General features: G+C 59.6%; 19 protein-coding genes and 2 pseudogenes. 11 read left to right on the top strand and 10 right to left on the bottom strand.

The window, feature by feature from the left end; translation table 11 throughout:
- Positions 1-30 precede the first annotated feature (30 nt).
- From BM133_RS33555 to BM133_RS33535, 5 genes and pseudogenes are all read right to left on the bottom strand, one after another.
- Positions 31-1,662 (bottom strand): hypothetical protein, encoded by a 1,632-nt coding sequence (locus tag BM133_RS33555; protein WP_093443752.1) that lies wholly within the window; start codon positions 1,660-1,662, stop codon positions 31-33.
- Between the two features lie 350 nt (positions 1,663-2,012).
- Positions 2,013-2,852 (bottom strand): HNH endonuclease family protein, encoded by an 840-nt coding sequence (locus tag BM133_RS35025; protein WP_143100297.1) that lies wholly within the window; start codon positions 2,850-2,852, stop codon positions 2,013-2,015.
- On the bottom strand, positions 2,839-4,758 hold the full coding sequence (locus BM133_RS33545; RefSeq protein WP_093443748.1) for an AAA family ATPase: 1,920 nt from the start codon (positions 4,756-4,758) through the stop codon (positions 2,839-2,841). Before BM133_RS33545 ends, BM133_RS35025 begins: the two co-directional genes overlap by 14 nt.
- A 461-nt stretch (positions 4,759-5,219) precedes the next feature.
- Positions 5,220-5,924 (bottom strand): annotated as a pseudogene (locus BM133_RS33540) (NYN domain-containing protein); the annotation flags it as partial.
- A gap of 60 nt (positions 5,925-5,984) precedes the next feature.
- Entirely contained in the window at positions 5,985-6,533 is a 549-nt protein-coding gene (locus BM133_RS33535; RefSeq protein WP_177225032.1) for a hypothetical protein, read from the bottom strand.
- Between the two features lie 1,666 nt (positions 6,534-8,199).
- Between BM133_RS33535 and BM133_RS35020 the strand changes: the two genes are divergently transcribed.
- Positions 8,200-8,676 carry a hypothetical protein gene (locus BM133_RS35020; protein WP_143100295.1) on the top strand — a complete coding sequence of 159 codons (477 nt, stop codon included), beginning with the start codon at positions 8,200-8,202 and terminating at the stop codon, positions 8,674-8,676.
- A gap of 181 nt (positions 8,677-8,857) precedes the next feature.
- Positions 8,858-9,508, top strand: coding sequence for a hypothetical protein (locus BM133_RS33530; RefSeq protein ID WP_093443744.1), 651 nt, complete (start codon positions 8,858-8,860; stop codon positions 9,506-9,508).
- Between the two features lie 108 nt (positions 9,509-9,616).
- Here the strand turns inward: BM133_RS33530 and BM133_RS33525 are convergent, their stop codons facing one another.
- The 3 genes from BM133_RS33525 to BM133_RS33515 all read right to left on the bottom strand — a co-directional run bounded on the left by BM133_RS33525 (position 9,617) and on the right by BM133_RS33515 (position 11,199).
- A complete protein-coding gene (locus tag BM133_RS33525) occupies positions 9,617-9,994 on the bottom strand; it encodes a DUF4288 domain-containing protein (protein ID WP_093443742.1) in 378 nt (125 codons plus the stop codon).
- 457 nt (positions 9,995-10,451) lie between these two features.
- A complete protein-coding gene (locus BM133_RS33520; protein ID WP_093443740.1) occupies positions 10,452-10,742 on the bottom strand; it encodes a barstar family protein in 291 nt (96 codons plus the stop codon).
- A gap of 85 nt (positions 10,743-10,827) precedes the next feature.
- Entirely contained in the window at positions 10,828-11,199 is a 372-nt protein-coding gene (locus BM133_RS33515; RefSeq protein WP_093443738.1) for a hypothetical protein, read from the bottom strand.
- 294 nt (positions 11,200-11,493) lie between these two features.
- On the opposite strand from BM133_RS33515, the gene BM133_RS33510 reads away from it, so the two are divergent.
- The 7 genes and pseudogenes from BM133_RS33510 to BM133_RS33485 all read left to right on the top strand — a co-directional run bounded on the left by BM133_RS33510 (position 11,494) and on the right by BM133_RS33485 (position 17,779).
- Entirely contained in the window at positions 11,494-12,117 is a 624-nt protein-coding gene (locus BM133_RS33510; protein ID WP_093443736.1) for a tyrosine-type recombinase/integrase, read from the top strand.
- Positions 12,118-12,578: 461 nt separating this feature from the next.
- Positions 12,579-13,301: pseudogene (locus tag BM133_RS33505) on the top strand (IS481 family transposase); the annotation flags it as partial.
- Positions 13,302-13,712: 411 nt separating this feature from the next.
- A complete protein-coding gene (locus tag BM133_RS33500; RefSeq protein ID WP_143100294.1) occupies positions 13,713-15,095 on the top strand; it encodes a S41 family peptidase in 1,383 nt (460 codons plus the stop codon).
- Positions 15,096-15,325: 230 nt separating this feature from the next.
- The gene (locus BM133_RS35325) at positions 15,326-15,466 is read left to right on the top strand and encodes a hypothetical protein (RefSeq protein ID WP_177225031.1); all 141 of its coding nucleotides are present in this window, start codon (positions 15,326-15,328) and stop codon (positions 15,464-15,466) included.
- A 123-nt stretch (positions 15,467-15,589) separates the two neighbouring features.
- Positions 15,590-15,802 carry a hypothetical protein gene (locus tag BM133_RS33495; protein WP_093443733.1) on the top strand — a complete coding sequence of 71 codons (213 nt, stop codon included), beginning with the start codon at positions 15,590-15,592 and terminating at the stop codon, positions 15,800-15,802.
- Between the two features lie 3 nt (positions 15,803-15,805).
- Positions 15,806-16,585, top strand: coding sequence for an ATPase (locus tag BM133_RS33490; protein ID WP_093443731.1), 780 nt, complete (start codon positions 15,806-15,808; stop codon positions 16,583-16,585).
- Positions 16,586-16,915: 330 nt separating this feature from the next.
- Complete coding sequence (locus BM133_RS33485) at positions 16,916-17,779, top strand: hypothetical protein (RefSeq protein WP_093443729.1); 864 nt, start codon at positions 16,916-16,918, stop codon at positions 17,777-17,779.
- On the opposite strand, the gene BM133_RS33480 is transcribed toward BM133_RS33485, so the two are convergent.
- Both BM133_RS33480 and BM133_RS33475 read right to left on the bottom strand, forming a co-directional pair.
- Positions 17,769-18,389 (bottom strand): hypothetical protein, encoded by a 621-nt coding sequence (locus BM133_RS33480; protein ID WP_143100293.1) that lies wholly within the window; start codon positions 18,387-18,389, stop codon positions 17,769-17,771. The genes BM133_RS33485 and BM133_RS33480 overlap by 11 nt on opposite strands.
- Before the next feature lie 469 nt (positions 18,390-18,858).
- Positions 18,859-19,302, bottom strand: coding sequence for a hypothetical protein (locus BM133_RS33475; protein ID WP_093443725.1), 444 nt, complete (start codon positions 19,300-19,302; stop codon positions 18,859-18,861).
- A 267-nt stretch (positions 19,303-19,569) separates the two neighbouring features.
- Between BM133_RS33475 and BM133_RS33470 the strand changes: the two genes are divergently transcribed.
- On the top strand, positions 19,570-20,253 hold the full coding sequence (locus BM133_RS33470; RefSeq protein ID WP_093443723.1) for a response regulator: 684 nt from the start codon (positions 19,570-19,572) through the stop codon (positions 20,251-20,253).
- Entirely contained in the window at positions 20,250-22,013 is a 1,764-nt protein-coding gene (locus BM133_RS33465; protein WP_093443721.1) for a hybrid sensor histidine kinase/response regulator, read from the top strand. The genes BM133_RS33470 and BM133_RS33465 overlap by 4 nt, the downstream gene beginning before the upstream one ends.
- The last annotated feature ends 30 nt before the right edge of the window (positions 22,014-22,043 follow it).

The raw sequence follows: 22,043 nt of genomic DNA, 5'->3' as shown, positions 1-22,043 counted from the left end.
ATTGACCCAAGCATCTTGAATCTGCTCGATTTACGCCCGACTGCGGCCAGACAGAGGGTCTTCTGTGCTGCCTCCGAATTCGCTGAGATGCCTATCAAGGGAGACCTGAAGCCTGCGAATAGCGTCACTCCTGATTTTTGCGTAAAGCGGGCTCGCGCCATTCTCTGCACGAAGAAACCTTATGAAGGTCGTGCGGTTCGATATTCGATGTCGTTCGTTGAAGGCATTGCGAAGCATGTCGTAAATCGTGTACTCGCTAGAAAGACTTGCTGCGATCAAAAGCAGTTCAAATGTATGAATACCGAACGAAAAAAAACAACAGCTTCTGTCCAATCCGCTTATCTTTATTCCAAAATCCTGCAACGAATGTGGGATTTCGTTCATCGTGATGGCGACGAACAGATAACGAAGCGCTTCGGTCAATTTAGCGTGTCGACGCTCATCGACGATCCGCTCGATCGCGTCATGCATCTGTTTCCAGGGCTTATCCCTGAGCTTTTCGAAGCTATCAGCGACAGCTTCCGGCGCATTGCCGCTAGTGAGAATACTGTCGAGGTAGCGGGCAGACTTCACCTCGAAGGCAATTAAAGTCTGATTCTGCGCGCAGTGCACCATGGCGTCAGGCGACTTGGCGTTGGATTTGCCGTAAGCGAATTCTGGAATGCATTCGTATGCAATACGGGTATCGGACGCACAGAAATCTTCGATTAGGCTTTGTGTATATCGCTCGAAGTCATAGCCAAGATGCGTGTAAAACCGGACATCGCGGCCTGATGCAAAGTGCAGTCGATGCAAGAGGTTGTCGAACAACAATTCCTCGACCAGCTTCCCTTCAATCGGCAGAAAACGTGTTTCCGACAGTTTCAGGAATGGCCGATTCCTGAATAGCTCAAAGCTGGCAGGGTCGTCGACAGTGCCGCGCGCGAAGGCGATGCCCTCATCAAGCGTGAAGGCGATAGCGTTCATCATCGTCCTCAGCAATTCGAGATCGAGTTTTAGCTCCCGGTGTACCTCATTCAGATCGATGCACCAGCCGTCAAGATCGAGCGGATTGAATCGTTCCACCCTCCGCTTCGCCTGGCATCGCATGACGATTGTGAAGATTACTCCGAGGTAGCTCTCGAGTTCGAAGCCGTGCTGCTGCTCAAATGCCGCGACATAAGGCGCGAGGTGTTGTCCATCTAGGAAAATCTTCTGCGCGCGATAAAGCTTGAACAGACAATCGTCGCGCGCGAAATGGATACCTGCCTTAACAAGATGCTGGTGTGGATCTCCCTCCTCCTTGCGGTCGTTGATGCGTGCGAACAATTCATGGAGCGTTGCGGCCAGTTCGATGCGGTTCTGCTTTCCGCTTTCGAGCACACTTGCCCTTGTCAATAGCTGCTTCCAACATTCGAAGATCTGGATGCGGCCGAATACTGAACGCGTGCGCATAACTTCTGCGCCGTTCGCTTGTTGGCAGGCGGACACGGGGAGGCAGGACGCAGCCCAAGACCGGAATCGTTTTTCTTCACTGTTCTCGAAAGCAAGGATCGAGAGCAAGCAAAGCAAGTCTGTGGAGATGGGGCGATAAAGTATGTCGTCGATGCTGCGCGCCGCGCCGTAAAAATCGCGATGAGAGAGCAACACATGCAGGTTCTGGATCGACTCAACATTAATCATGGCGATTTTCGTGAAACGTCGCCCATCGCTTGGGGGTTGCTGACAGGCGACCGTACTCTAGTTTTGAAATCATGCGACGAGTGCATTTCCACACAGCCTCGCTCAAAAAAAAGCCGACCTTCGAGCCGGCCTGTCGCGCCTCTAGCTTGGCTGCCGCCATGTTGTTTGATTCTCTCGATGACGCTCACGCTGCGAGTTTGGCATCGGGGCGTGGGCGCCATACGGAATGGCGCAGCAGTTCATAACCATCGATAAATTGACTCGTCGAAAGCTGGCGCTTCTCGCCGGTTCGGCGCACGATTGAAGTCACGAGTTCGCGGTCGATTGCCGTCTCGATCGAACACGTAGTATCAATCGAGGTGGTCCAAATCGAGCGTCTTCAAGTACACACTCATATGCTTCTTCACTAGCATCCGCGTGAATGCCACATACTCGCCGTCGCGCACGTCGAGCAGCGCGACCAGATCGTCGAGATCGGCGCCTGGATCGCGGCCTTCCTCGAGTGCGCCAATTGTGTGGCGGATCGCTGCCATCACGAACCGCTTGTGTCGCGCGCGCGCTTGTAGCAGTTCGAGTCGGCCCAAACCGCAGTATTTGATGGTCGCTAAGCCTTTCGGACTTTCCGCGCCCGCTATCTGACGTGGCTCGATGGCCCCATCCTCGCGCAGAACAAGATGCTCCGCCGGGTCATCGCTGCATGGATTCAATAGCAACGCGATCTCACCAGACAGTTTGCCCGGCCCCTTCGCGCGCGTCGCTTCGTCAAGAACTGGAAAATATTCCCACTTGCCGAAGACTTGGTCGTTGCCGTCGGCGTCTGGTTGTGTTCTCGGTCGATTGCAATCTGCGCACGACAGCAAGAGATTTGACCATTTGGCACCGAGCCAGTAATAGCCGCGCCGACTCGTCTTTACGCCGGTCACTGGATCGAAGGTGACGACCCTTCCTTTTGGACGGAAATGTTCTACATCTCCCGGTTGCGTGCCAAGCAAAAACGATTCGCAGAATGCGCATTTTCTAGCGAATACGTCGTTCAGCGCCGCCTTAACTGGCCGCGCCGAGTACGCATCGAAGGTCAGTTTTGCGTCTTGATCAAGCTTGAGTTCTGCGCGATGCTTGCGCAACTCAGCAGCCGCTTTTCGTGCGAGCCCATCCGGGATGCTTCCGACCGGTCGTTCAACCTTGATCATGTTTTTCTTGCGTTGGCTCGACTGCTGTCATCAAACGCCGAAGCTTCGACAGCGTGGATTGCGAGAGTGCTGCCGCGTCGATTGATGAGGATGCTGGTGCAGGCGAGTCGCCCTCATAGTCAACGAGTTGCAGTGCAAGCCGTTCTCGACGGGTAGACCCTAGATACTTAGCGTCAGTTAATTCCGCCACAAGTTCAGTGAGTCGCTGCTCCTCTTCCTGCGTGCGCGCGCTCTTTCCCAAGAGAACTTCGTACTCTTTCACTGCCTTTTCCATCGCTGGATCAAGCGTGCTGTTCATGCCGAAGTGCTCGGAAGTCAGAAGCTGTTCAACGCGTAGCTTGTCGACCGGCGGCAAATTCTCCATCGCGTAAATCTGACCAAGTCTGTCTCGTCTCAATACCGCCACCTCGCCAGCGTGCAACCCGCGCAAGCACAATGGGTCATGTGTGCTGTAGATAAACTGAACGAACGGAAATGCCTGCCTCAGCGCGCTGACACACGCGATCCGCCAAGACGGATGAAAGTGATTGCCGAGTTCATCGATGAGAACGACGCCTTGAGCCTCTTGCAGCGAGTCGTAGACCGAGTACATGACCTCCATGATGTCAGTTGCCATTCCTAGCATGGATTGGTACCCATCGCTCAGATCGGCGATGCTTCTTGCCGGATCGCCACCAACGACAAATCGAATTTCGGCGCCGACTTCGTCACGAACGAGTTGAAGCTGTTGGTCAGACGGAAGCAGGCTCGCCAGAACAGTGTTGACTTCAGTCAATCGTTTTGCTTCCAACCGACTCAACCACGAGATCGGATCCGTCAGCGGGAGAAATGGATCAAAAAGATTGTCGATCTTCGCGTGACGCAGTCCCTGCTTTGGCCTATGTCCCCTGCGCGGAAGCAAACGCGTGGCGCCATACGCCAGCACCAGCGAGCTCGAGGTGGTGGAGCTGAATTCGATAGATTTGTTCCTCCGCATCGTCATGACCAACTCATCTGATTGGCCGGAAATCCGGACTCGTACCTCGCCACTGTACGAATTTCTGGCGAGCAGGCGATTGCTCGTCAGCCGTAGACGCTTGATATAGTTTTTTCCTGACAACGCCATCGCGAGTGCTCGAAGCACTGTGCTCTTGCCAACTCCGTTCTCGCCCAAAAGAGCGAAGCATGGTCCTTGCGGGGAATGCGGTGCACTAAGGTCTAGATCGAGTAGTCGAATCGGCCCGAAATTCTCGATGCGAAGTCGTTCAACATATCTTGCGAGAAAGCGATAGTTCTCGAGTCCTTCGCCCTTCTCGGTATCGATCTGCGAGAGCGCCTGCTCCGAGCTCCGTTGAATGGATATGGCGATTCCATCTTTTGGCGCAGCCGCTGTGCCTTCGTCCCCGCCAACGACGGTTCGGACTGCTGCTGAATACGGTGCGCCCGGGCCCAGCATCTTTCGTTGCTCGGAACGATCGGCCGACTGGGCGATCCGCATCTGTTGGCGACGAGCCAACATCAGCCCGACGCGATTAAGTGCCAAGACGTTGACGGTCGTCCGACCGCGTTCCGTCAGCCCAACAGCTTCGCCGTCTGTCGTAAACGACAAGTGGATCGCCGGATCTTCAGCGCACGGATCTAGCAGGAGCGGCGCTTCGCTTGCGAGAATTTCGGAGTAGCTTGCCGCCCCTTCGCTTCGCTGCTCAACCACAGGAAACCGGCGTGCCTTGCTTCGGGCGCAGCTTGGACAGGCAAGATAGAGGTTTCTCCAGTCCGCAGCCAACTGTGGATATAGCATTCTTGGGCGAAAGCGATCCATCTCTCCGTCGGCAACAGATCCAAGTAGAGATTCGCAGTAGCAGCATTTGTTCTCAAACACATCACCCAAGAACACTCTAAATGGCTTGTAGTTCTTGCCCAGGAGCATAGGCAAGTCCAGGGAGCGGCTTCTGGAAGGTCCGCTGGACGACAGGTCCGTTTCGAGAATCTCGTTCGGTCGATCCGCAAGGAACCTGACGAGATAGTCGGGACACTGCGGGCGAAAAATTCTTCTCACGCGAGAGACTCCTCAATCGTCGTATGCCATGGTTGATGTGGCGTTGCCTCCGAGCCGTTGCGCTGCTTCGGTAAGCGGCGCCTCCAATTAGCGTTGTCTGGCAGTTTAGGGGTGCCGTGCCGAACGCTTCTATGCTCAATGAAACTCGGCGGAGTGGTGGAGGTCAAAACGGCTGATGTAGGGCGGAGCCGTTGCTTGACGCCAGCGACAGAATGCCGGATCGGTTCTCGAACTTGCACAGCGCGATCTCGTGATTGCGACGGTGGCGCGTTATTACTAAGACTACGGTCCGCAAACATGCTCAAACTGAGGTTCGAAGTTTTCAGAGACGCCATCATGTCGTAGGTCCGCACCATGTCGAACAGGCCAGAGTGACCATAGGACTTCGGCGAGAAGGCCGGATCGGTGCACTTAAGGTATTGGCCCAGCACACCGAGGCCAACCTTGCCTTCCGATGTATCACCGGCCAACAGGCTGACGGCATCGACCAAGAAGCGCGGCCTGCGTTTGACCGCCGCCTTGGCCGTCTCCGGCTTCGCCGCCGCAACTTTGGCAGCAACCCTTTCCTGCACATCCATCGCAGGCTCAGGCGACTCGGGTTTGACCCACTCGAAGAACTGATCGCTGGCATTGCGCAAAGCGTCTGGCGTCTTGGCTTCGCCGACGATGCAGACAGTCGCGCCACGCTCACGCAGCTTCCGGCACAGGTAGGCGAAATCGGAGTCGCTGGTGACCAGGCAGAACGTGTCGGCCCGGTGATCGAACATGGCCTCCATCGCATCGAGGGCCAGTGCAATGTCCGCGGTGTTCTTGCCAGGAGCATATTGATATTGCAGGCATGGTGTGAACGCCAGCCGGACCAGCGCTTCCTGCCACTTGTGAGCCAACGTGCCGTGATTCCCGTAGCCCCGGCGCAAGACGACACGTCCGAACTGCGCGATCACGCGCAACGCATATTCAAGTATCTCCGGCGTAACGTTGTCGCAGTCGACAAGCACCGCCACTCGCGTTTCACCGCTGGCGTTTGAAGGATTCATTCGAGGGATGCGGGTTCAGCGAAAGCGCTTCCGGCAACCTTCATCCGACAGCACGGCCGGTCAGCGGTATCTTGCAAGCAACACTTGCAAGCGCTCTTTTGCTGGCGCCTTCAGCCGCTCTGACCTTGCAAGGTCGCCAGCCTTCAAAAGGATGCTCTGCTTCGCTTCATCCTGAGATGTCTTTTGGAACTGCAATAGCTGTCGAGCGTTGTCCGACACCGACGGCGGTGTGGGCGCGGCGACACCCGTAGGAATCATCCTCCCTGTCCCCGGCAAGAGGTTGGAGAGCCTGGGCTGGAACGCTGAGAGCATCGCGAGCTGCACCCCAATCGTCTCGACATACTCCTCCTGGTACCACTTGCCCTGGCTCTTCTCATAGGCCGCTTCATATCGCTGAAGCATCGGTGACAGCAAACTCAAAATCTCGTTGGTGACCTTGTCGTTCCCGGCGCCGTGAGAGAGGCCATAGAACACCATCGCCGCGTTATCGGCGTTCAAGGCGGTGTCGACGCTCCTGCCGCCTTCGTCGCGCAACCACAAGGGCTCGTCCGGATACGCGATCTGACGCTTTTCCGCCGCGCGCAGAGCGAACAGGTATTGGTTCAGCAAGCTCGAGCTCTGAACTGCCGGGTAAGGCAGCTTCGGTACCGGTGCATGCCCACAGGCAGCCACCATGAGAATGGCGCAAAGCGCAAGCAAAAGCCGAGGTCGGAATAGAAGCTTCATGCAACCAATGTAATCTTTGGTTACGCCAATAACACCCCATATTCTGGTGATGCGAGACCGGTGCAAACCCTAGACCTGCGTCCGCACAGACACCGCGGCTGATGGCAGTTCTCCAGGGCGAGCTGGGTCCCAAAGACGAGGTCGGTCGCGAGCGCTGCAGCTGATGGGCTCTTGACAGTTTCACTCACGCCCACGGGGCGGAACGCTACGGTTCGCCAGCGCAGAACCGCTGGCGACCGGCGCAAATAGACGAGGAAACGGCACCGCAGGGACACTCCGTCCACAACCGACTCGCAGGTGCGCACCGCTCAGGCATAGCTGCTGGATGTCCGGGAACAGATGCCTGCGCAAGCTGCCTATTTGAACGTGTGGGAGCACAGCGCCGCAGTCTGGCGTGGGGCTAGGGGGCGGCGGCAAGCAGTTGGGTCGATGCGGCGTTCAATACGCGACGTCTATCCTCGATGAGGCCGCGATTACCAAGAGGCATCGCACAGCAGTATCTCGCAATCTCGCTTAGAGCCACCAATCTCCGGCCAATAGAGACGGCATTCAACCAGAAGCGACTCTTTACTGCGATGGAGACATCGACTGCAGCGCGGCGTTGTGGAGAATTGACGCACACTGAGTAGGAGCGAAGACTATGTATTGGGCGAGCTACGAGGGCACGGGAACATTTACCAATAGACGGTGGCACAACGCCTTGAGATGGAAGTGCGAGGCCTATTGGGCCGGCGAGACTGCATCGTGGCCCACGACGGTGATCCTAACCATCGATGTAGTGCACCTTCGGCGGCGGCTTCAGCATGCGCGTCTCGTGCACATCGAAGGCCTCTCGGGTTCACGCCCGCTGTTTGGGATGGATTCGTTGCGGAGCGGGACGCCCAATGAGACGGACGTCACTGTCAGGTTTGAAGGCTTCAAAAGCGATGCCGTCGTCTTGTCCGGATTGTGGAGAGACAAGCGCAAGTATGAAGAACCGTTCATGCTTGAAGGGCATCTGACCTCAAGAGGCGACGGCGACCCGCCTGCAGAATCGGACGGAGGTTCAGAAGTGCGATGCAATGTCCAGCATGTCTCACTCCAGCTTGAGCCGCTCTTGGCGAAGTTGGCCGATGGCGCAACGCTGACTGCAGACGAAACACAGAACTTACGCGCTTGCGTATCGGAGTATCGCGACGGATCGTGCGGAACCCAATCTTGCCGCCCCGCCAACTGCGCTCTCCGGCAACCGCATGACTGGCTCACGTTCCGGCGGTACAAAGACTTGAGAGACGTGGTGGACTCCTCTAAGAGCGGAATCGACGACGATCCGCCGAATCTCCGAACACGCGCAGGGGTCGAGGCTTTGACGGTAACGCCGATGCGGCGACCAGGGCATTTCAACGCTTGAGAGAGGCAACGGGAAATTCCGCGTTGGGGCCCTGTGTCGTCATTCATTCGGCTTTCATTGATGTCCGCTTCGCAGCGATTGCCGACATCCGCTGGGCACCTACGAATGGGCACTGTCGGCCAACACCAGACATTCATTAGATTCCTTCCTGTTCCTGCGATGACATCCGATGAGCTCCGCGAGTTGATTTCCAACGCACGCTGGTTCGAGCGTGCGGGCTCCTTTCCATCGGAACCTGGTTTCCTCGCGATCACGTCCTTGTCGTTCTGGGATGACGAGAACTCAAGCACTGGCATCCCGGCTCTGGATATGACTCTGGGCTCGATGGTCTGGCTGCCCCAGTCACCCCAAGATCCCACCCCACTTGAGATGCCTCCACAGGTCTCCAGCACCGCCGGCAACGATGAATATCGGCTTGCTTTGGCTTCCCTTCGCAGCAGCGACGGGCTCGCATGTCTGCGTTCCTCCTGGCACGACTATTCTTGGCCGGCGATGAAGACCGCAGCGTATGCAATGCGTTTAGCCGCAAAGGAGATTGCCGGGCACGCGCCAAGCCAATGGTGTGCGATAGCTCGCATCTTCTGTCGTGGCAACTGGCCTCTTGGGGTCTCAGGTGATCTAGTTGTCGTCTATTGATGCTGCGCCGCCGGAGGCATTCCTAGTGCGGTCTGACCTCGATCGCTCGGCATCGTCCGAATTCGAGTCGACAACCGTTTTGCAGCAATGAAAAGTTCGCTTCGGGTCCATTCACGACGGTTCCCCGACCGGCTACAGTCGGCCAGAAGCTGCCTATCGGCCTCACCCCTTGCAAGACCCCATGAAGCAATCAGAACTCAACAAGATGGTTGGCGCTTGCCTCAAGCGCGAAGGCAAGACGCTCGGTTGGAAGACGAAAGCCCATAACGCCTTTCGCGTTGAGGAGGACATGTTCTTTTCGCTCTTGATTTCAGGCGACGCGAAAGAGAAAACGCTGTACCGCAGGCTGTCATGTAAGCCGATGGCCTTCGACGCTGAGCTATGGAACATTTTGGGCATGACAGCCAATTTGCAGGAGCCCTTGGGGCTTCGCGCCGATGGGGCGTACACCCTCTTTGGTATCGCCCTGTACGAAGGCTCGATTGAAGTTGCGGAGTGGAATGATGAGGGGCTGTTGAACTCTACCCGCCAGTGCCTTTTAGAAGCGAATGCATCCATCGAGTCCAATCAACACCTGCGCACCATCGATGCGTTCATGAAAATGGGCGAAGCTTTCAACTTGGACATCCTCAAGAGAGTGCCGAACACGGCATGGAACTTTTGGAAGGAGCGCTTGATTTGCCATCGTCTTAAGGGAGAGATGAAACAAGCAACCGCAATTGCCGAGGCTCGCATCTCCGCGGGTGATTCAGGTCGCTTTGTCATTGGCGGGCAGACGTTCTACCAGCTTGCGCAGCGGCTAGCACAGGGTCACAGCGTACCTGCCGGATGACCGCTTTCAAGCGATTTCTATGACGGCTTTGGGCCCGAAGGCGACATAGGTTTATCCCGCAAGCGGACCTCCAGCTCAGCTTCGCCGCCCCTGCACCAGGGCTTGCGGCTACTGCCGGAAAGAGCCCTTCGGCCTAACCATTTGCTTGAGATTCTTGAGCTTTCGAGGGGCGCGCTCAGTCCATAAGATTTCCGCCCCATCTCCCAGCTTCTCGTAGATTGGAAGGACATCGGTGATACCCACCAACTTCCATTGAACAGGTACACCTTCCGGTCCACCCTTGTATGGCTTCGCATTCTCGCGAGCCACCGTCATGCCCTTTTTATAGGCATCGTCAAGGGTTCGCGCGCGCACAAGAATTGTGTTCTCCCACGACAGGAATCGAGCTTCATCATCGTCCTTTCTGTCGTCATTCAGCTCCACGAAGCGCAGCAGGTACGAAACCACATACCAGCCCACCGGTGAAAGATTCTTGTCGTATGTCATACAAAGATTGTCGCGCCAGTGGCTAGGAGCTGGTAGAGCGACAGCCGCTCAACCGAATCTCTGAACGACTTGTTCTGGCCGACTGTAGCCGGTCGCGCTCCCGTCGTGAACGGACCCTGAGCAGAAGTAGCCGCTACTCAAAAACGGATGCACCGCCGGGCTTTTTGATCGGCTGTATCGCGTGAGTTGCTATGCAGGGACTATGGTCTCACCGTGGCACTCCGGGCACTCCTCGAACGCCGCACTCCGGCGCCCACTCACTTCTCGCTCCACGCAAATGGAGCCTCGGCCGCCGCAGTCGGGGCAGATCTGAAAGCCAAACTGTGGAGTCTGGTTGCCGCTGCGAACAGCCGCGATGAAGAGCCGGCGGCGAATGGCCTCTTTCGTATCAGGCAGGCTCAATGGGTGCTCCTAACGTGAACAACGCAATAGTCCGGCTGTGGCCGCGTCCCGCCCCCTAGTCATAGGCAACGACGGCGGCATGGGTTGGCAGTACGGCTCGCATCCTGGCAAGGCACTCACGGAGTCGCTTAGCATCACGCGGATGGCGGTTTGCGAAGTCGGCCCAGCCGGCAAATCGCAGTCGGTGCGGCATTTCCACCAACCCTGTGATTGCGTCCCAGAAGGCGTCCCAGTTCCGGCCGTACCACCCTGGAAAGTCGAGCGAGATCATCAGTCGATTCTGAAGTTCGAGCGAGCTGCTCACGTCGCTCAGATCTATCGTCACCTCGTCTTTACGCACCACCATGCCGTTCCAATCTCCTCATTTCTGACACAACTGCGAGTCGCTGTCGAAGGTCGGCTTCTGGCCGCTATAAGCAGTAAGGGGGGCGTCAATCCGAGAAGGTGCGAGGCCCTCCCGAAAATTGCCAATGCGCCGGTGAAATCTTTTTATGGTCGTCGGAATGCCCATTCCATCTGTATGTGTGATTGCCGACTAGTTCCGTCTCAAGATGCACTCTCGCGTATGTGAAGTCGAGCATAGCCAGCAACCGCTCAAATTTCAGCAACCACTCAGCCCATTCCCATTCAACGGCCTTGTAGGAAGCGCCGAACGAAATCACCCTGTACAGGTATGAGCCATGTGGTCCGTAGCCAGGCGGAGTGACGCTGAACATCGAACGTGCAAGGAACGGCCAATCGTCAACCTCCGGCAAGCGCATCAATGCTTCGTCCGTACGAGCGTCGGCGCCGAGAACGTCCATGGATTGAAAGACTTCAATGGACCCATATACAACTGTTTGATGCCCCACTTCATGCACTCCGTTATGCCCGTCCGGTCGCCGATTTTTACGTAAGAAAACTGGCTATCGCCGGTTTCTGCCGCGGCAACGACGGTCTGCTTCTGGCCGATTGTGCCCCTTGCCGAAGGCCAAACATGGCCGCGAAAGCTGATGTCTATCCTAGAAAAAAGCAGGCGCTGCTTGGGCGCTGCATCAAGGACAGCTGCAGTCCGGCCAGAGCATGCTGAGGCTCCCTCAACTCGATGGGAGACCATCATGGGATCAGTAAACACTGCAACCTGCCAAGTGCCCTGGAACAAGGGCAAGATCGTCGGCCAGAAGGCCCCTTTCAAGCTCAAGGACATTTGGGCGCTGCGGGTGCGGCTGCAACTGGAGGGCCGAGTGCGCGAGCTGGCTCTCTTCAACTTGGGCCTGGACAGCAAGCTGCGCGGCTGCGATCTTGTCAGCCTGAAGGTCAGGGACGTCTGCCACGGGGAGCAGGTTGCACCACGGGCGACGGTGATGCAGCACAAGACCCAGCGTCCGGTGCAGTTTGAGCTCACGCCTGGAACCCGAGAGGCTGTGCATGCGTGGATCCAGCTCACCGGCCTGCGATCGGACGACTTCCTGTTCCCGAGCCGAATGCACGGCTCGCCGCACCTCGGGACCCGGCAGTACGCCCGAATTCTGGGTGGCTGGGTCAGACAGCTTGGACTAGATCCTGCCGATTACGGAACTCACTCGATGCGGCGGACGAAGGCTACGCTGATCTACCGGCGGACGAGAAACCTTCGTGCGGTGCAGTTGCTGCTCGGCCATTCGAAGCTCGAGTCGACCGTCAGATACCTGGGCATCGAGGTGGATGACGCCCTGGAGATCTCGGAGCAGACAGAAATCTGAGCGAGCGTCAATTGAGCAGCGCAGATCCGTCCTCCTTGCTGCGGCGGTGAGGCGGATCAATGCGCTGCCGGATGGCTCGATTGCGGCGCACAGCAGACATTCAGCGGGCCGCGCCGACTGACCGCAACCAGTCTGAAGCGGTCGATCGACTTGATGTTCTGAAGGACCGCTTCAAGCCCCAAAGCTGAAGTCGATTCGGACCTGGCCTCGGCCATGAACAACAGCGTCCCGCCCTACGCCTTGAGCGTCACCTGATAGACCAGCCAGTTCGCATACCCAGTGGGATTCGAGTCCTCCCACTCCTTCGTGTAACGCACCCTCGTTTCGAACCTCTTCTAGAGCCCCATGAAGCTCCCGGATAGGCGTTCAACCTCACTGACCAAGGTCCCCAGCTCCGCAAGCGAAACCGTGACCTCGGGCTTCACCTTGGCGGCGCCCGTCTCGAAGGTCAGCTCTACAAACTGGATCGGCGTATCGAGCAGTTGCGCCGCTCGCGCATGCCCATGCGCCGCATCGCCACCATCGTGGGGCGCAGCGTATCCACGGTCAGCCGCCTGCTCGCACGCCTGGGACTGTCCAGCCTGAAGGCACTCGACCCCATTGCGTCAATCGTTCGCTACGAGCGAGAAGCGCCCGGCGAGCTGCTGCACATCGGCACCAAGAAGCTCGGGCGCATCGTGCAGCCCAGCCACCGTGTGACAGGCGATCGTCGCGATGCCACGCGAGGCGCAGGCTGGGAGTTCGCTCACGTAGCTATCGACGATCACTCGCGCGCGGGCTTCGTGCAGATGCACGACAACGAGCGCAAGGGCTCGGCCGTGGCGTTCCTGCAGGCGGCCGTGGCTCATTACGCAGCCTTGGGCGTCACCATCAAGCGCCTGATCACCGACAACGGCTCGGCCTATCGCTCGCGGCTGTTCGCCAAGACTTGCCAGGCCTTGGGCATCAAACACTCCTTCACCAGGCCCTATCGCCCACAGACCAACGGCAAGGCCGAGCGATTCATCCAGACCTGTCTGCGCGAGTGGGCCTATGGCCGCGTATGGGCCAACAGCAATGAACGCACGACATGGCTGCCTGCGTTCCTGAGCTACTACAACGCAAGGCGGCCTCATTCGGCTCTGGGCTACAGGCCTCCTGCTTCCCGCTTGGGCGGGAATAACCTATTGCAACTCGACATCTAGCTAGCCACCCCCCAAGGCAACCGAAGGGCGCAGCACCCCAAGGTGCGAAGGCGTCAGCGACGAAGGCCCGAATGGGTCGAGACAAGCAATCGCACGGGCTCGATGCGCAGCACGACACAGCGGCTGGTCACGCCAGCGACGCGCAAGCTTCCAAACACCAACAGTCTGGACAGGCCCGCTTCTGCATTGGCACTGAGAGGACGCCCGACGCAAAGCTCCCGCGACTGGCAACCAACAGCCCGTCGAGGAACGGCGGAATGGGACACCCCCCCGACGCAGACCACTTCCGTCCTGCTGGAGTGCGCGAGTTCGGAACACCTCACCTCAGAGTCGCAACTCAAATAACAACACACCCGATATTCGCCTCGTCAGCGCTACGACAGAATACGGCCAGGAGAGGAGCTTGCGACCTTGCATACACACCATGAAAAACATGCGCCCCAGTTCTGCCATCCAGTTGATGGTCAGACGAAGCCGAGCGCCGTGAGGAATCTGCTTCGGACTACCGCCTTCGCGCTGGCAGTAACACTGGCACTGAGCGGCACGATCACGCAGGCCTGGGGCCAGGACACGCTGCACGACCGGCTCTTCGCGACTCCTCAGTGGCGCGATATGCGCGACAAGGTGATGGAGCGCCGCGCGTCACCAATCACCGACGCGGAACTGCAGGCGCCCTGCCGACAAGCAGTTGCACCTGACGCATCGAACATATTGGACGCCGCACTGGAAACTTGCCTTCAGGTGGCGGTGGGGAGCCTGGACCCAGGATCGACCTACTACACGCCCGAGGCGTGGCGGCGAACGCAGGCGGGCCCTAGCGATTTCGTGGGCATCGGGCTGGAACTGCGTCAATCTGCCAGCCGCAACGGCGAGGTCGAGATCGTGTCCCCCATCCGTGGCTCGCCTGCCGAGCGTGCCGGACTGTTGCCAGGCGACCTGATCTTTTCCATAGCCAACCGATCGACGCTCGGGGTACCGCTGATGGATGCGGTGCGATCCATGCGGGGTGAAGCGGGCAGCTTTCTGGACCTTCAGGCTCGCCGTCCGGGGGTTGCCGAACCGATTCACTTTTCCATCAAGCGCGAGCCGATCAGGGTGTTGACCACGAGGGTGGGCTTGCCGGCGCCTGGTGTGCTCTGGCTGCGGCTCACGCAATTTCGCCAGGAGACGCGCCGCGACCTCCTTGCCGACGTTGCTCGACTGGAGCGCCAGAGCCCGGAGCGGCTAAGGCGGGTGATCCTGGACCTGCGTGGTTGTCCGGGCGGTCTCCTGGAGTCGGTGGTCGCACTCGCCGCGCTGTGGACGCCCGAGGGCACCCCCATCATGCGGGTGATCGAACGATCCGGGCCTCCGGGGCGACTGTACCGAGCGACACCAGCGGACTACGCCAAAGCCGATACCGACCAAGGCAGCGATCACGCGGACGGGCTGCTGCACCGACTGCCGCTGGCCATCCTGGTCGATGACCGGACAGGCTCGGGTGCCGAGGCTCTGGCCCAGGTCCTGCGAGAAACACGCCAGGCGCGAGTGTTTGGCCAAGCTACTTTCGGGCTGGCCGGCATCGACACCATGACGGCACTGCCATCCGGCGCGGCAATGCGCATCAAGACCGGCTACATGGAATCGCCGGCGGGGGTCTCGTGGGCATCCGAAGGCGTGGTGCCCGATGTGCCTCTTCCGAAGAGCAGCACGTCGACGAACCTCGAGTATGGCGCCCTCCCCGGCGACACCGAGTTGGCAGCTGTGCTGGCCGCCTTGGGGGCCACGGACGACACCCGACGCCGTTCGCCGTGACAGTGTGGAGAGTGGTGGCGCTGATCGGCCTGTTCGTTCAGCGCGCCCAAGCGGCGACTGCGAAAGCATGCTCGCGGAAACACCTTCGAGCCCATGGTTCACGAGGAAACGGCTGACCGGGAGAGCGAAGATTGAATCACAACGGCATCTTCAGGTCCCGTCAGTTGACTCCTCGGTAATCATCGTTAACCGTGTCCAGGAGCCGCAATTGGGACCATCCGGACACCGGCATGAGCCTCGACGCCAGGGCTTTGGAGGAGATGCTCAAGGCCGAAGCCTCTCGCATCGAGCAGCAGATAGGCATGTCGTTGCGCCTGGTTGGTCAGACCGCCTTGCCGGCGGTGCCGGGGTCGAACCTGTCTCACCGATGAAGCAGGGAATCACTCTCAAATGCCAATGCGGGGCGGTATTCATCGTGCCGCTGTAAACTGAGGTCTATGTCTGATCGGCCCACAACGTCTGCACGTGCCATCCCTACCCTCACGGAACGGGGAATGCGAAACGCCGAGCGCCGCATTCCCGAACTTGCGGCGAAGGCGGGCTTTGAAGCGTACCGAAAGACCTTGAAACAGACTGGCGGTGTCACAGTGAAGACGAGCACTGGACAGGTCGTCGAGCGCAGAAGCGACGGCAGCATCACGGTGCTCATGAGCCTGCCCATAGGCAAGCGCGTGAAGCCAGGAACCGTTCTTAAGCGCGTCAAGTAGGCCGTGGCTCATGCCAAGGCAGCGTTGCCTGCAGCGCAGCCTCGTCTTCGCGTGCTTGCCGGCCCCAACGGCTCCGGCAAGAGCACCATCAAGCCCGAACTCAAACCGCAATGGATTGGCGCGTTCGTCAACGCCGACGAAATGGAGAAGGACCTCAAGACGACTCAAGGTTTCTTGAACTTGCGCGATCTGGGCATCCAAGGTGAAGGCGCAGGGGTTCTGGAGCGTATCAAAAAGAGCCTTCAGACATTCGGCCTGGAAAAAAAGCTGCTCATGCCCGTGTTGCTCGCGGGCATGACGCTTGATGCCGACATGAGACTATGGGTGCCAGGCCCGTACAACTCGTACTTGGCCGCCGCACTCGCAGATGCCGTGCGACAGGAGCTTCTAGAAGAAGGGCAGACATTCACCTTCGAGACGGTGATGTCTCATGACTCAAAGATCGAATTCATGCGCAAGGCGCGTGAGCGTGGCTACCGCGTATACCTCTACTTCGTGGCCACGGACGACCCGCTCATCAATATTGATCGCGTGAACCGACGTTACGAGCAGAACGGACACTACGTCCCACCTGAGAAGGTGATCGAGCGCTACTACAAATCCATAGCCTTGCTGACGCGGGCGTGCGAGGTTGCCCACCGGGCCTACCTCTTCGACAACTCGGGCCAGAAACACAAGCTGCTCGCCGAAGTAACTGACTCCGATACGCTCACACTCGCGGCCAGCGTTATCAATCCATGGTTGACCACCACTGAACTCTGGAAGAGTTTCAACGGCGAATAGCGAGCGGGTCCCACCTCAACCTTCGGGGCAACTTTCACAAATGCACAGGCATCGAGAAGATCGAATTCGAAAGGAAGAGCGGTGAGCGGCCTTTCAATTTTTTGCCGGCTTCGATGCTGGAGGCGCGCTGAAATTTGCGGATGACCTGTCACGGGGAGCCGTATGCGGAGCATCGCTCGTCGCCCGCCGCGGTTCCATTCGCAACTGGCACTTTGCACACGAGGCGAGCCAGAAGCGTCCAGATTGCTTCGCCGCCGATCCGCACAATGAACCTTCACTCGAAACTTGGCGCAGCAAAGTCTGTGGCGATCATTACTGAGGAGAGAAGAAATGGAGATAGATGAACAACAGCTCGATGAGATCGTGAAGGAACTGTTCCCAATCGGGTACACCAGGTTTTATCGAAACCGCGGAACCTTATCGGATCCGCGCTTGGTCAAGGGCGTCGAGCTTCTCAACACTCGGAAAGAATGGGCGATCTCACTGTTTAGGAACGTCCACAACGAAGCCAACGACGTCGAGATCGCCATTGCGCCAGCGCGCATTGTTCCTGACGGCCTGGCCGGCGCTGCGTTGAATTGGCTTGAGACGGTGCGAGGCGAACTCGATCATCGCGAGCACACGCCGCACTATGGAAGTTACGAAGGGGACGTGTTTCGCATCGGCTTGAAGCTGCCGCAGGCGCAAGTGTTTCTCAGGCGATTCATGGCAGAGGTTTTGAAACGGCCCTCGCAGGCGCCTTGGGCGTCAGCCGGGGCCGCGGTCGCCGACGAGCCGACGGCGCCACTTCCGACGCTTCCCAGCCCCGCAAATGAACGCGCCAGATCGATCGCGCACATGGTCAGGATGGCATTCGCAGCTCGTGATCAATCCGGCTTGGAGCAAACCACTATCGCCAAGGAAAAAAAGGTGCGCTTTGCGTCAGCAGAGCAACTCCAGGCGCATTTGGAAGTGCTTTGGACGTCGGAGCACTGTGTTCTCTCGGGAGTGAAGTTGAACGTGGGCGGAGACGATCCGGATTTTGCGCCGTCCCTGGACCGTATTGACTCCAGCAAGCACTACGAGCCCGGTAACCTCCAAGTTGTCGCACGCTTCATTAATCGATGGAAGAGTGACGATGACCAAGAGAACTTTGCTCGCCTCTTGAGGCTAGTCAAAGCTGCGCCTACTGAAGCGGCCCGCCCTAAGCCTTGAGCGTCGCCTGATAGGCCACCCAGTTGGCATACGCAGTGGGATTCGAGTCTTCCCAGTCCTTCCTGTAGCGAGCCCTCGTTTCGAACTTCTTCTGGAGCGCCATGAAGCTCCCAGACAGACGTTCGACCTCGCTCACCAACGACCCCAGCTCCGCAAGTGAAACCGTGACCTCGGGCCTCACCTTCGCGGCATCCGTCTCGAAGGTCAGCTCTACAAACTGGATCGAGTCTGTGCCGGTTCGGAGTTCACCCCAACGCCCGTGAGCGAAGGTATTGCGCTGCTTCTGAGCGCGCTCGACCGCCACGAACCATTCTCGGAACTGAACGGCAACTGCCGCATCCGTGTGACCCCACGTCTCGATCGCAAGCTTCTTGAGCCGTTGAAGACGTCTGTCGAAACGGATGGTCCTTCCAAGGAGGTGCTCGACCGGTTGCGACCGATAGTCGCCAAGCCACTTGAGCTGCAGACCAACAAAGTGATCAAGCCTCGCATAGGCATGCACAAGCCGGCCCAACAGTCGATGCATCGCATCCAGCGCGGACTCATCGACGCGCCTTCCCTCCACAGTCACAGCTCGGCCTCTACGACCGCTCTTCTTTTCTTCGTCCACCAATTGCCATTGCTTATTTGTTTGAGCTGGACTCTAGACGCTTTCGTTGACGATCCACTAGGAGTCAACCCCATGACACCAATCAACCCGTCTTGTCTCGCCAACCAGGCCGCGCGCGCCAATGCCAGCACTGCCCCCGCTCAAACCTCTCTTTATCGCGTAGCTAGCTAGCCACCTCCCAGAAAGCAACTGAAGGGCGCAGCACCCCAGGGTGCGAAGGCGTCAGCGACGGAAGCCCAAACGGGTCGAGACAAGCACCTGCGCAGAATCGATGCGCAGCACGACACAGCGGCTGGCCACGCCAGCGACGCAAAACACCAGAGACTGGCAACCAACAGCTCGTCGAGGGGCGGGATGCGATCACACAACCCACCCCTCTCACGCGAAAGAGCCACCCTCACCTACCGCCGCTCATCAGCCGCATGACTGCACACCAACAAGCACCCAACAGCAGACCGACCAACGCCGCTCAATCATCAGTCTGGGCAGACTGCTGGAAGACCCCCACCGCCGGCTGACGCGCAGCAGACAGCCTGAACGACCCGCTGTCTTCCGCGAAGGCCCAGCCGACGCCGAACCCACGTCCCTCCTGCTGGAGTTCCGACATCACCTGGGCGCGCGTGAGCACGCCGGGCTGCGCATTGCGGGCCATCCACTGCGAGCCGCTGTCTTCCGACACGAAGGCCTGCAGTTCGCCCGTGAGCGCAGCGCGCAGCGTTTCGCCGCGCACATCCGCAACAGCCACCGGCGCCGTCGGCGCCTGGCGAGACAGAAAGAACGAACCGCTGTCCTCTCCGAGCATCACGCCGTAGTCGGCCGATGCATTTCCGGTGTTGGACTGGCTTGCAGCAGAAAGGCTCAACAGCGCGAAGGTGGTCGCGCACAGGCCCTGGCAGATCCGAGTTGCATTCATGATTCACTCCTGACGGCACCCCATGATGAAGACAGCAGATGCGGTGGGCGCCGGCGTCCTCACTGCTGTCAACCGATCGTCTCGGCATGGGAAGAACTGTCTCAAGCGCAGCGCCAACCCGCCATTGCACGCTGGGCCTGGAAATGACCTAGGCCCCTCCATCCACCAAGCTGCGCCACCCGGCCTAGGCCGAAGGTTTAGTCGGAAGTTCTCGCTTTTCAGAAGTCCTTGGGCTAGCCTGCATCCCCGCTGTCGCAGGAGTGAGTCATGCGAATACTGCTGGTGGATGACCATGAGATCGTGTGGAACGGCACCAGCCGGCTCCTGGAGCAGGTCGCTGCCGATCTCGCACCCGATGAGCCCTTCACCTTTCAAGCCACGCGCGACGTCGAGACAGCCTGCCTGTTCGATGCAGCGGATTTCGACCTGATCCTCCTGGACTACCACCTCCCCACGGTGTCCGGCCTGGAGGCGCTACGGGCGGTCAGAAACCACTTCGAAGGCACGCCCGTGTGCATGCAGTCGGCCGAAACCACGCCTGCGCGTGTGCGGGAGATCATCGAAGCCGGAGCCGCCGGATTCATCCCGAAGTCCTACCGGCTCCAAGACATGGAGGCGGCCCTGCGCGTGGTGCTGCGCCACCGCATCTACCTGCCCGCGGAGTTCGTCCTGTCGGACGACGTCACACGCGCCCGGCAAGCCGATGAACTTCCCCGCGAGGATCTCGCCCGCTTCCTTCGCGTCGAGTTGTCGCCCCGCCAGCGCCAGGTCCTCGCATTGGCCATCCGCGGCACCCCGGTCAAGCTGATCGCACGCCAACTGCAGATCGCCGAAGGCACCGTGAAAGTGCACCTGTCCATGGTCTACCGCGCCCTGGGTGCGCGCAACCGCACGGATGCGCTGTGCCGCGTGTTCGATGCCCAGGCTGCCGCCGCACTGGACAACCCATGAACGCCGCTGCATCCCCATCCGTGTCGGCCTCCGCTGCGCTGGAGCTCAACGAAAGGCGGCTGCAGGTGGTGGCAGAGCAGGCCCTGGGCCTGCGCTGGCAGATCGTCCTCACGGCCACCATCGTCGTGGCCATCGTCTGGAACTCCGTGCATCCGATCGCCGCGCTCGCATGGGTGACCGCCGTCATCGTCAGCCGCGAAGTTCGCGCCAAAGCCCTCGCGCGACTGGTCGCCGATCGCAACCGCCCCATTCGCCGCCGGCTCACGGCAGTGGTGCGCTGGAACCTCCTCATCGGCGCCTGCAACGGATCCGCGGCTCTCTTCATGGGATGGCTGGAACCCCTGCTCGATGCAGTCCTCACCATGATCCTCGTGTCATGGGGTGCCGGCGCCGTGTCGACCAGCTCGACCGTGATGCGCGCCTTCCTCGCCTACGCGGGCTTTCTGTTCATTCCCACCGCATTCATGTGGCTGCTCTCGGGCACCTGGCTAGGCCTGGGTGTCGCGGCATTGGTGCTTATGTTCTTCGGCGTGCAGATCCGCTTCGCCCGGCGCAACCTGCAGACCTTCGAGGAATCCTTTCTCATCCGCCAGGAGAACGAGGAGTTGGCCAAAAGCCTCGAACACGAACGCGCGCAACTGGCAATCGCACGCGACACCGCAGTCAAGGCCAACCACGACAAAAGCAGATTCCTCGCGGCCGCAAGCCACGACCTGAGACAGCCCCTGCAAGCCCTAACCCTCAACGCAGGAGCCCTGCGCAGCCTCTCCATGGGCCAGGAGGCGCGCGAAGTATCCGACGTGCTGGACGCAAGCCTTGCGCAGTTGTGCTCCATGCTCGACGCCCTGCTCGATGTCTCCAAGCTGGACGCCGGCGTCGTGCTCGCGCAGCCGCGCCGCGTGCAACTGGATCGGCTGCTCACCGCGATAACGGCGAGCTTCACCGCCCGCGCACAGGACGAGGGCGTGGGCCTCGCCCTGCAATGCCCCGATGGCATCGCCGTCGTGTCCGATCCCGACCTGCTGCGGCGCATCCTCGCCAACCTGGTCGACAACGCGATCAAGTTCACGCCGCGCGGCGGCCGTGTCGACCTGACCGCTTCAGCCCGCGCAGCCGATGTCGAGATCGCCATCCGCGACACGGGCCTGGGCATCGCGACCGAACACCACGCCGTGATCTTCGAGGACCTGGTTCGTGTGCAGCACGCAGGCACACCGGCGCCAGCAGGCCATGGCCTCGGCCTGGGCATCGTGCGGCGCATGGTCGAACTGCTCCAGGTACCGATCCACCTGGACTCGGCCCCAGGCGTGGGCAGCACCTTCCGGATCACCCTGCCGCTGGCTGCCGCAACACACGACCTCGACGATGTCCCCGAGTCGCGCTGGAGCCTGGCGGGACGACGAGTCCTGGTGCTGGACGACGATGCGATGGTGCGCGGCGCCTACGTCAACGCCTTGGGCGCCATGGGATGCCGCGCGTTCGCCGCATCCACCCTTGACGAGGCCACGGATGCGATTCGCAGCAGCCCCTGCGATGCCGCCGTGATCGATTTCCGCCTCGGCAACGGTGCCGACGGATTTGCGGCAATCGCGCGCCTTCGCGATGCGCAGCCCGACCTGGCCGTGGTGATGGTCAGTGCGGATCGCGACGAGGCGCTGGTCACCGCCGCCGACCAGCAAGGATTGATGCTGCTGCGCAAACCGGTGGACTCACCTACCCTGGGCGGCGCCCTCGCCGCAGCGATCTCCGCCAGACAGTGAACAACCGCCGGCGCATATGCCGGCAAGGAG

Origin of the sequence: Variovorax sp. 770b2 (genome assembly GCF_900115685.1) — a bacterium.
Classification (GTDB): Bacteria; Pseudomonadota; Gammaproteobacteria; order Burkholderiales; family Burkholderiaceae_C; genus Variovorax.
This window is presented reverse-complemented; position numbering and strand designations above follow the sequence as displayed.

Excerpts from the sequence above, each read along its gene's own strand:
- BM133_RS33555 (WP_093443752.1), bottom strand. The coding sequence starts at position 1,662 with ATGATTAATGTTGAGTCGATCCAGAACCTGCATGTGTTGCTCTCTCAT.
- BM133_RS35025 (WP_143100297.1), bottom strand. The coding sequence starts at position 2,852 with ATGATCAAGGTTGAACGACCGGTCGGAAGCATCCCGGATGGGCTCGCA.
- BM133_RS33545 (WP_093443748.1), bottom strand. The coding sequence starts at position 4,758 with ATGCTCCTGGGCAAGAACTACAAGCCATTTAGAGTGTTCTTGGGTGAT.
- BM133_RS35020 (WP_143100295.1), top strand. The coding sequence starts at position 8,200 with ATGACATCCGATGAGCTCCGCGAGTTGATTTCCAACGCACGCTGGTTC.
- BM133_RS33530 (WP_093443744.1), top strand. The coding sequence starts at position 8,858 with ATGAAGCAATCAGAACTCAACAAGATGGTTGGCGCTTGCCTCAAGCGC.
- BM133_RS33525 (WP_093443742.1), bottom strand. The coding sequence starts at position 9,994 with ATGACATACGACAAGAATCTTTCACCGGTGGGCTGGTATGTGGTTTCG.
- BM133_RS33520 (WP_093443740.1), bottom strand. The coding sequence starts at position 10,742 with ATGGTGGTGCGTAAAGACGAGGTGACGATAGATCTGAGCGACGTGAGC.
- BM133_RS33515 (WP_093443738.1), bottom strand. The coding sequence starts at position 11,199 with ATGGACGTTCTCGGCGCCGACGCTCGTACGGACGAAGCATTGATGCGC.
- BM133_RS33510 (WP_093443736.1), top strand. The coding sequence starts at position 11,494 with ATGGGATCAGTAAACACTGCAACCTGCCAAGTGCCCTGGAACAAGGGC.
- BM133_RS35325 (WP_177225031.1), top strand. The coding sequence starts at position 15,326 with ATGAGCCTCGACGCCAGGGCTTTGGAGGAGATGCTCAAGGCCGAAGCC.
- BM133_RS33495 (WP_093443733.1), top strand. The coding sequence starts at position 15,590 with ATGCGAAACGCCGAGCGCCGCATTCCCGAACTTGCGGCGAAGGCGGGC.
- BM133_RS33485 (WP_093443729.1), top strand. The coding sequence starts at position 16,916 with ATGGAGATAGATGAACAACAGCTCGATGAGATCGTGAAGGAACTGTTC.
- BM133_RS33475 (WP_093443725.1), bottom strand. The coding sequence starts at position 19,302 with ATGAATGCAACTCGGATCTGCCAGGGCCTGTGCGCGACCACCTTCGCG.
- BM133_RS33470 (WP_093443723.1), top strand. The coding sequence starts at position 19,570 with ATGCGAATACTGCTGGTGGATGACCATGAGATCGTGTGGAACGGCACC.
- BM133_RS33465 (WP_093443721.1), top strand. The coding sequence starts at position 20,250 with ATGAACGCCGCTGCATCCCCATCCGTGTCGGCCTCCGCTGCGCTGGAG.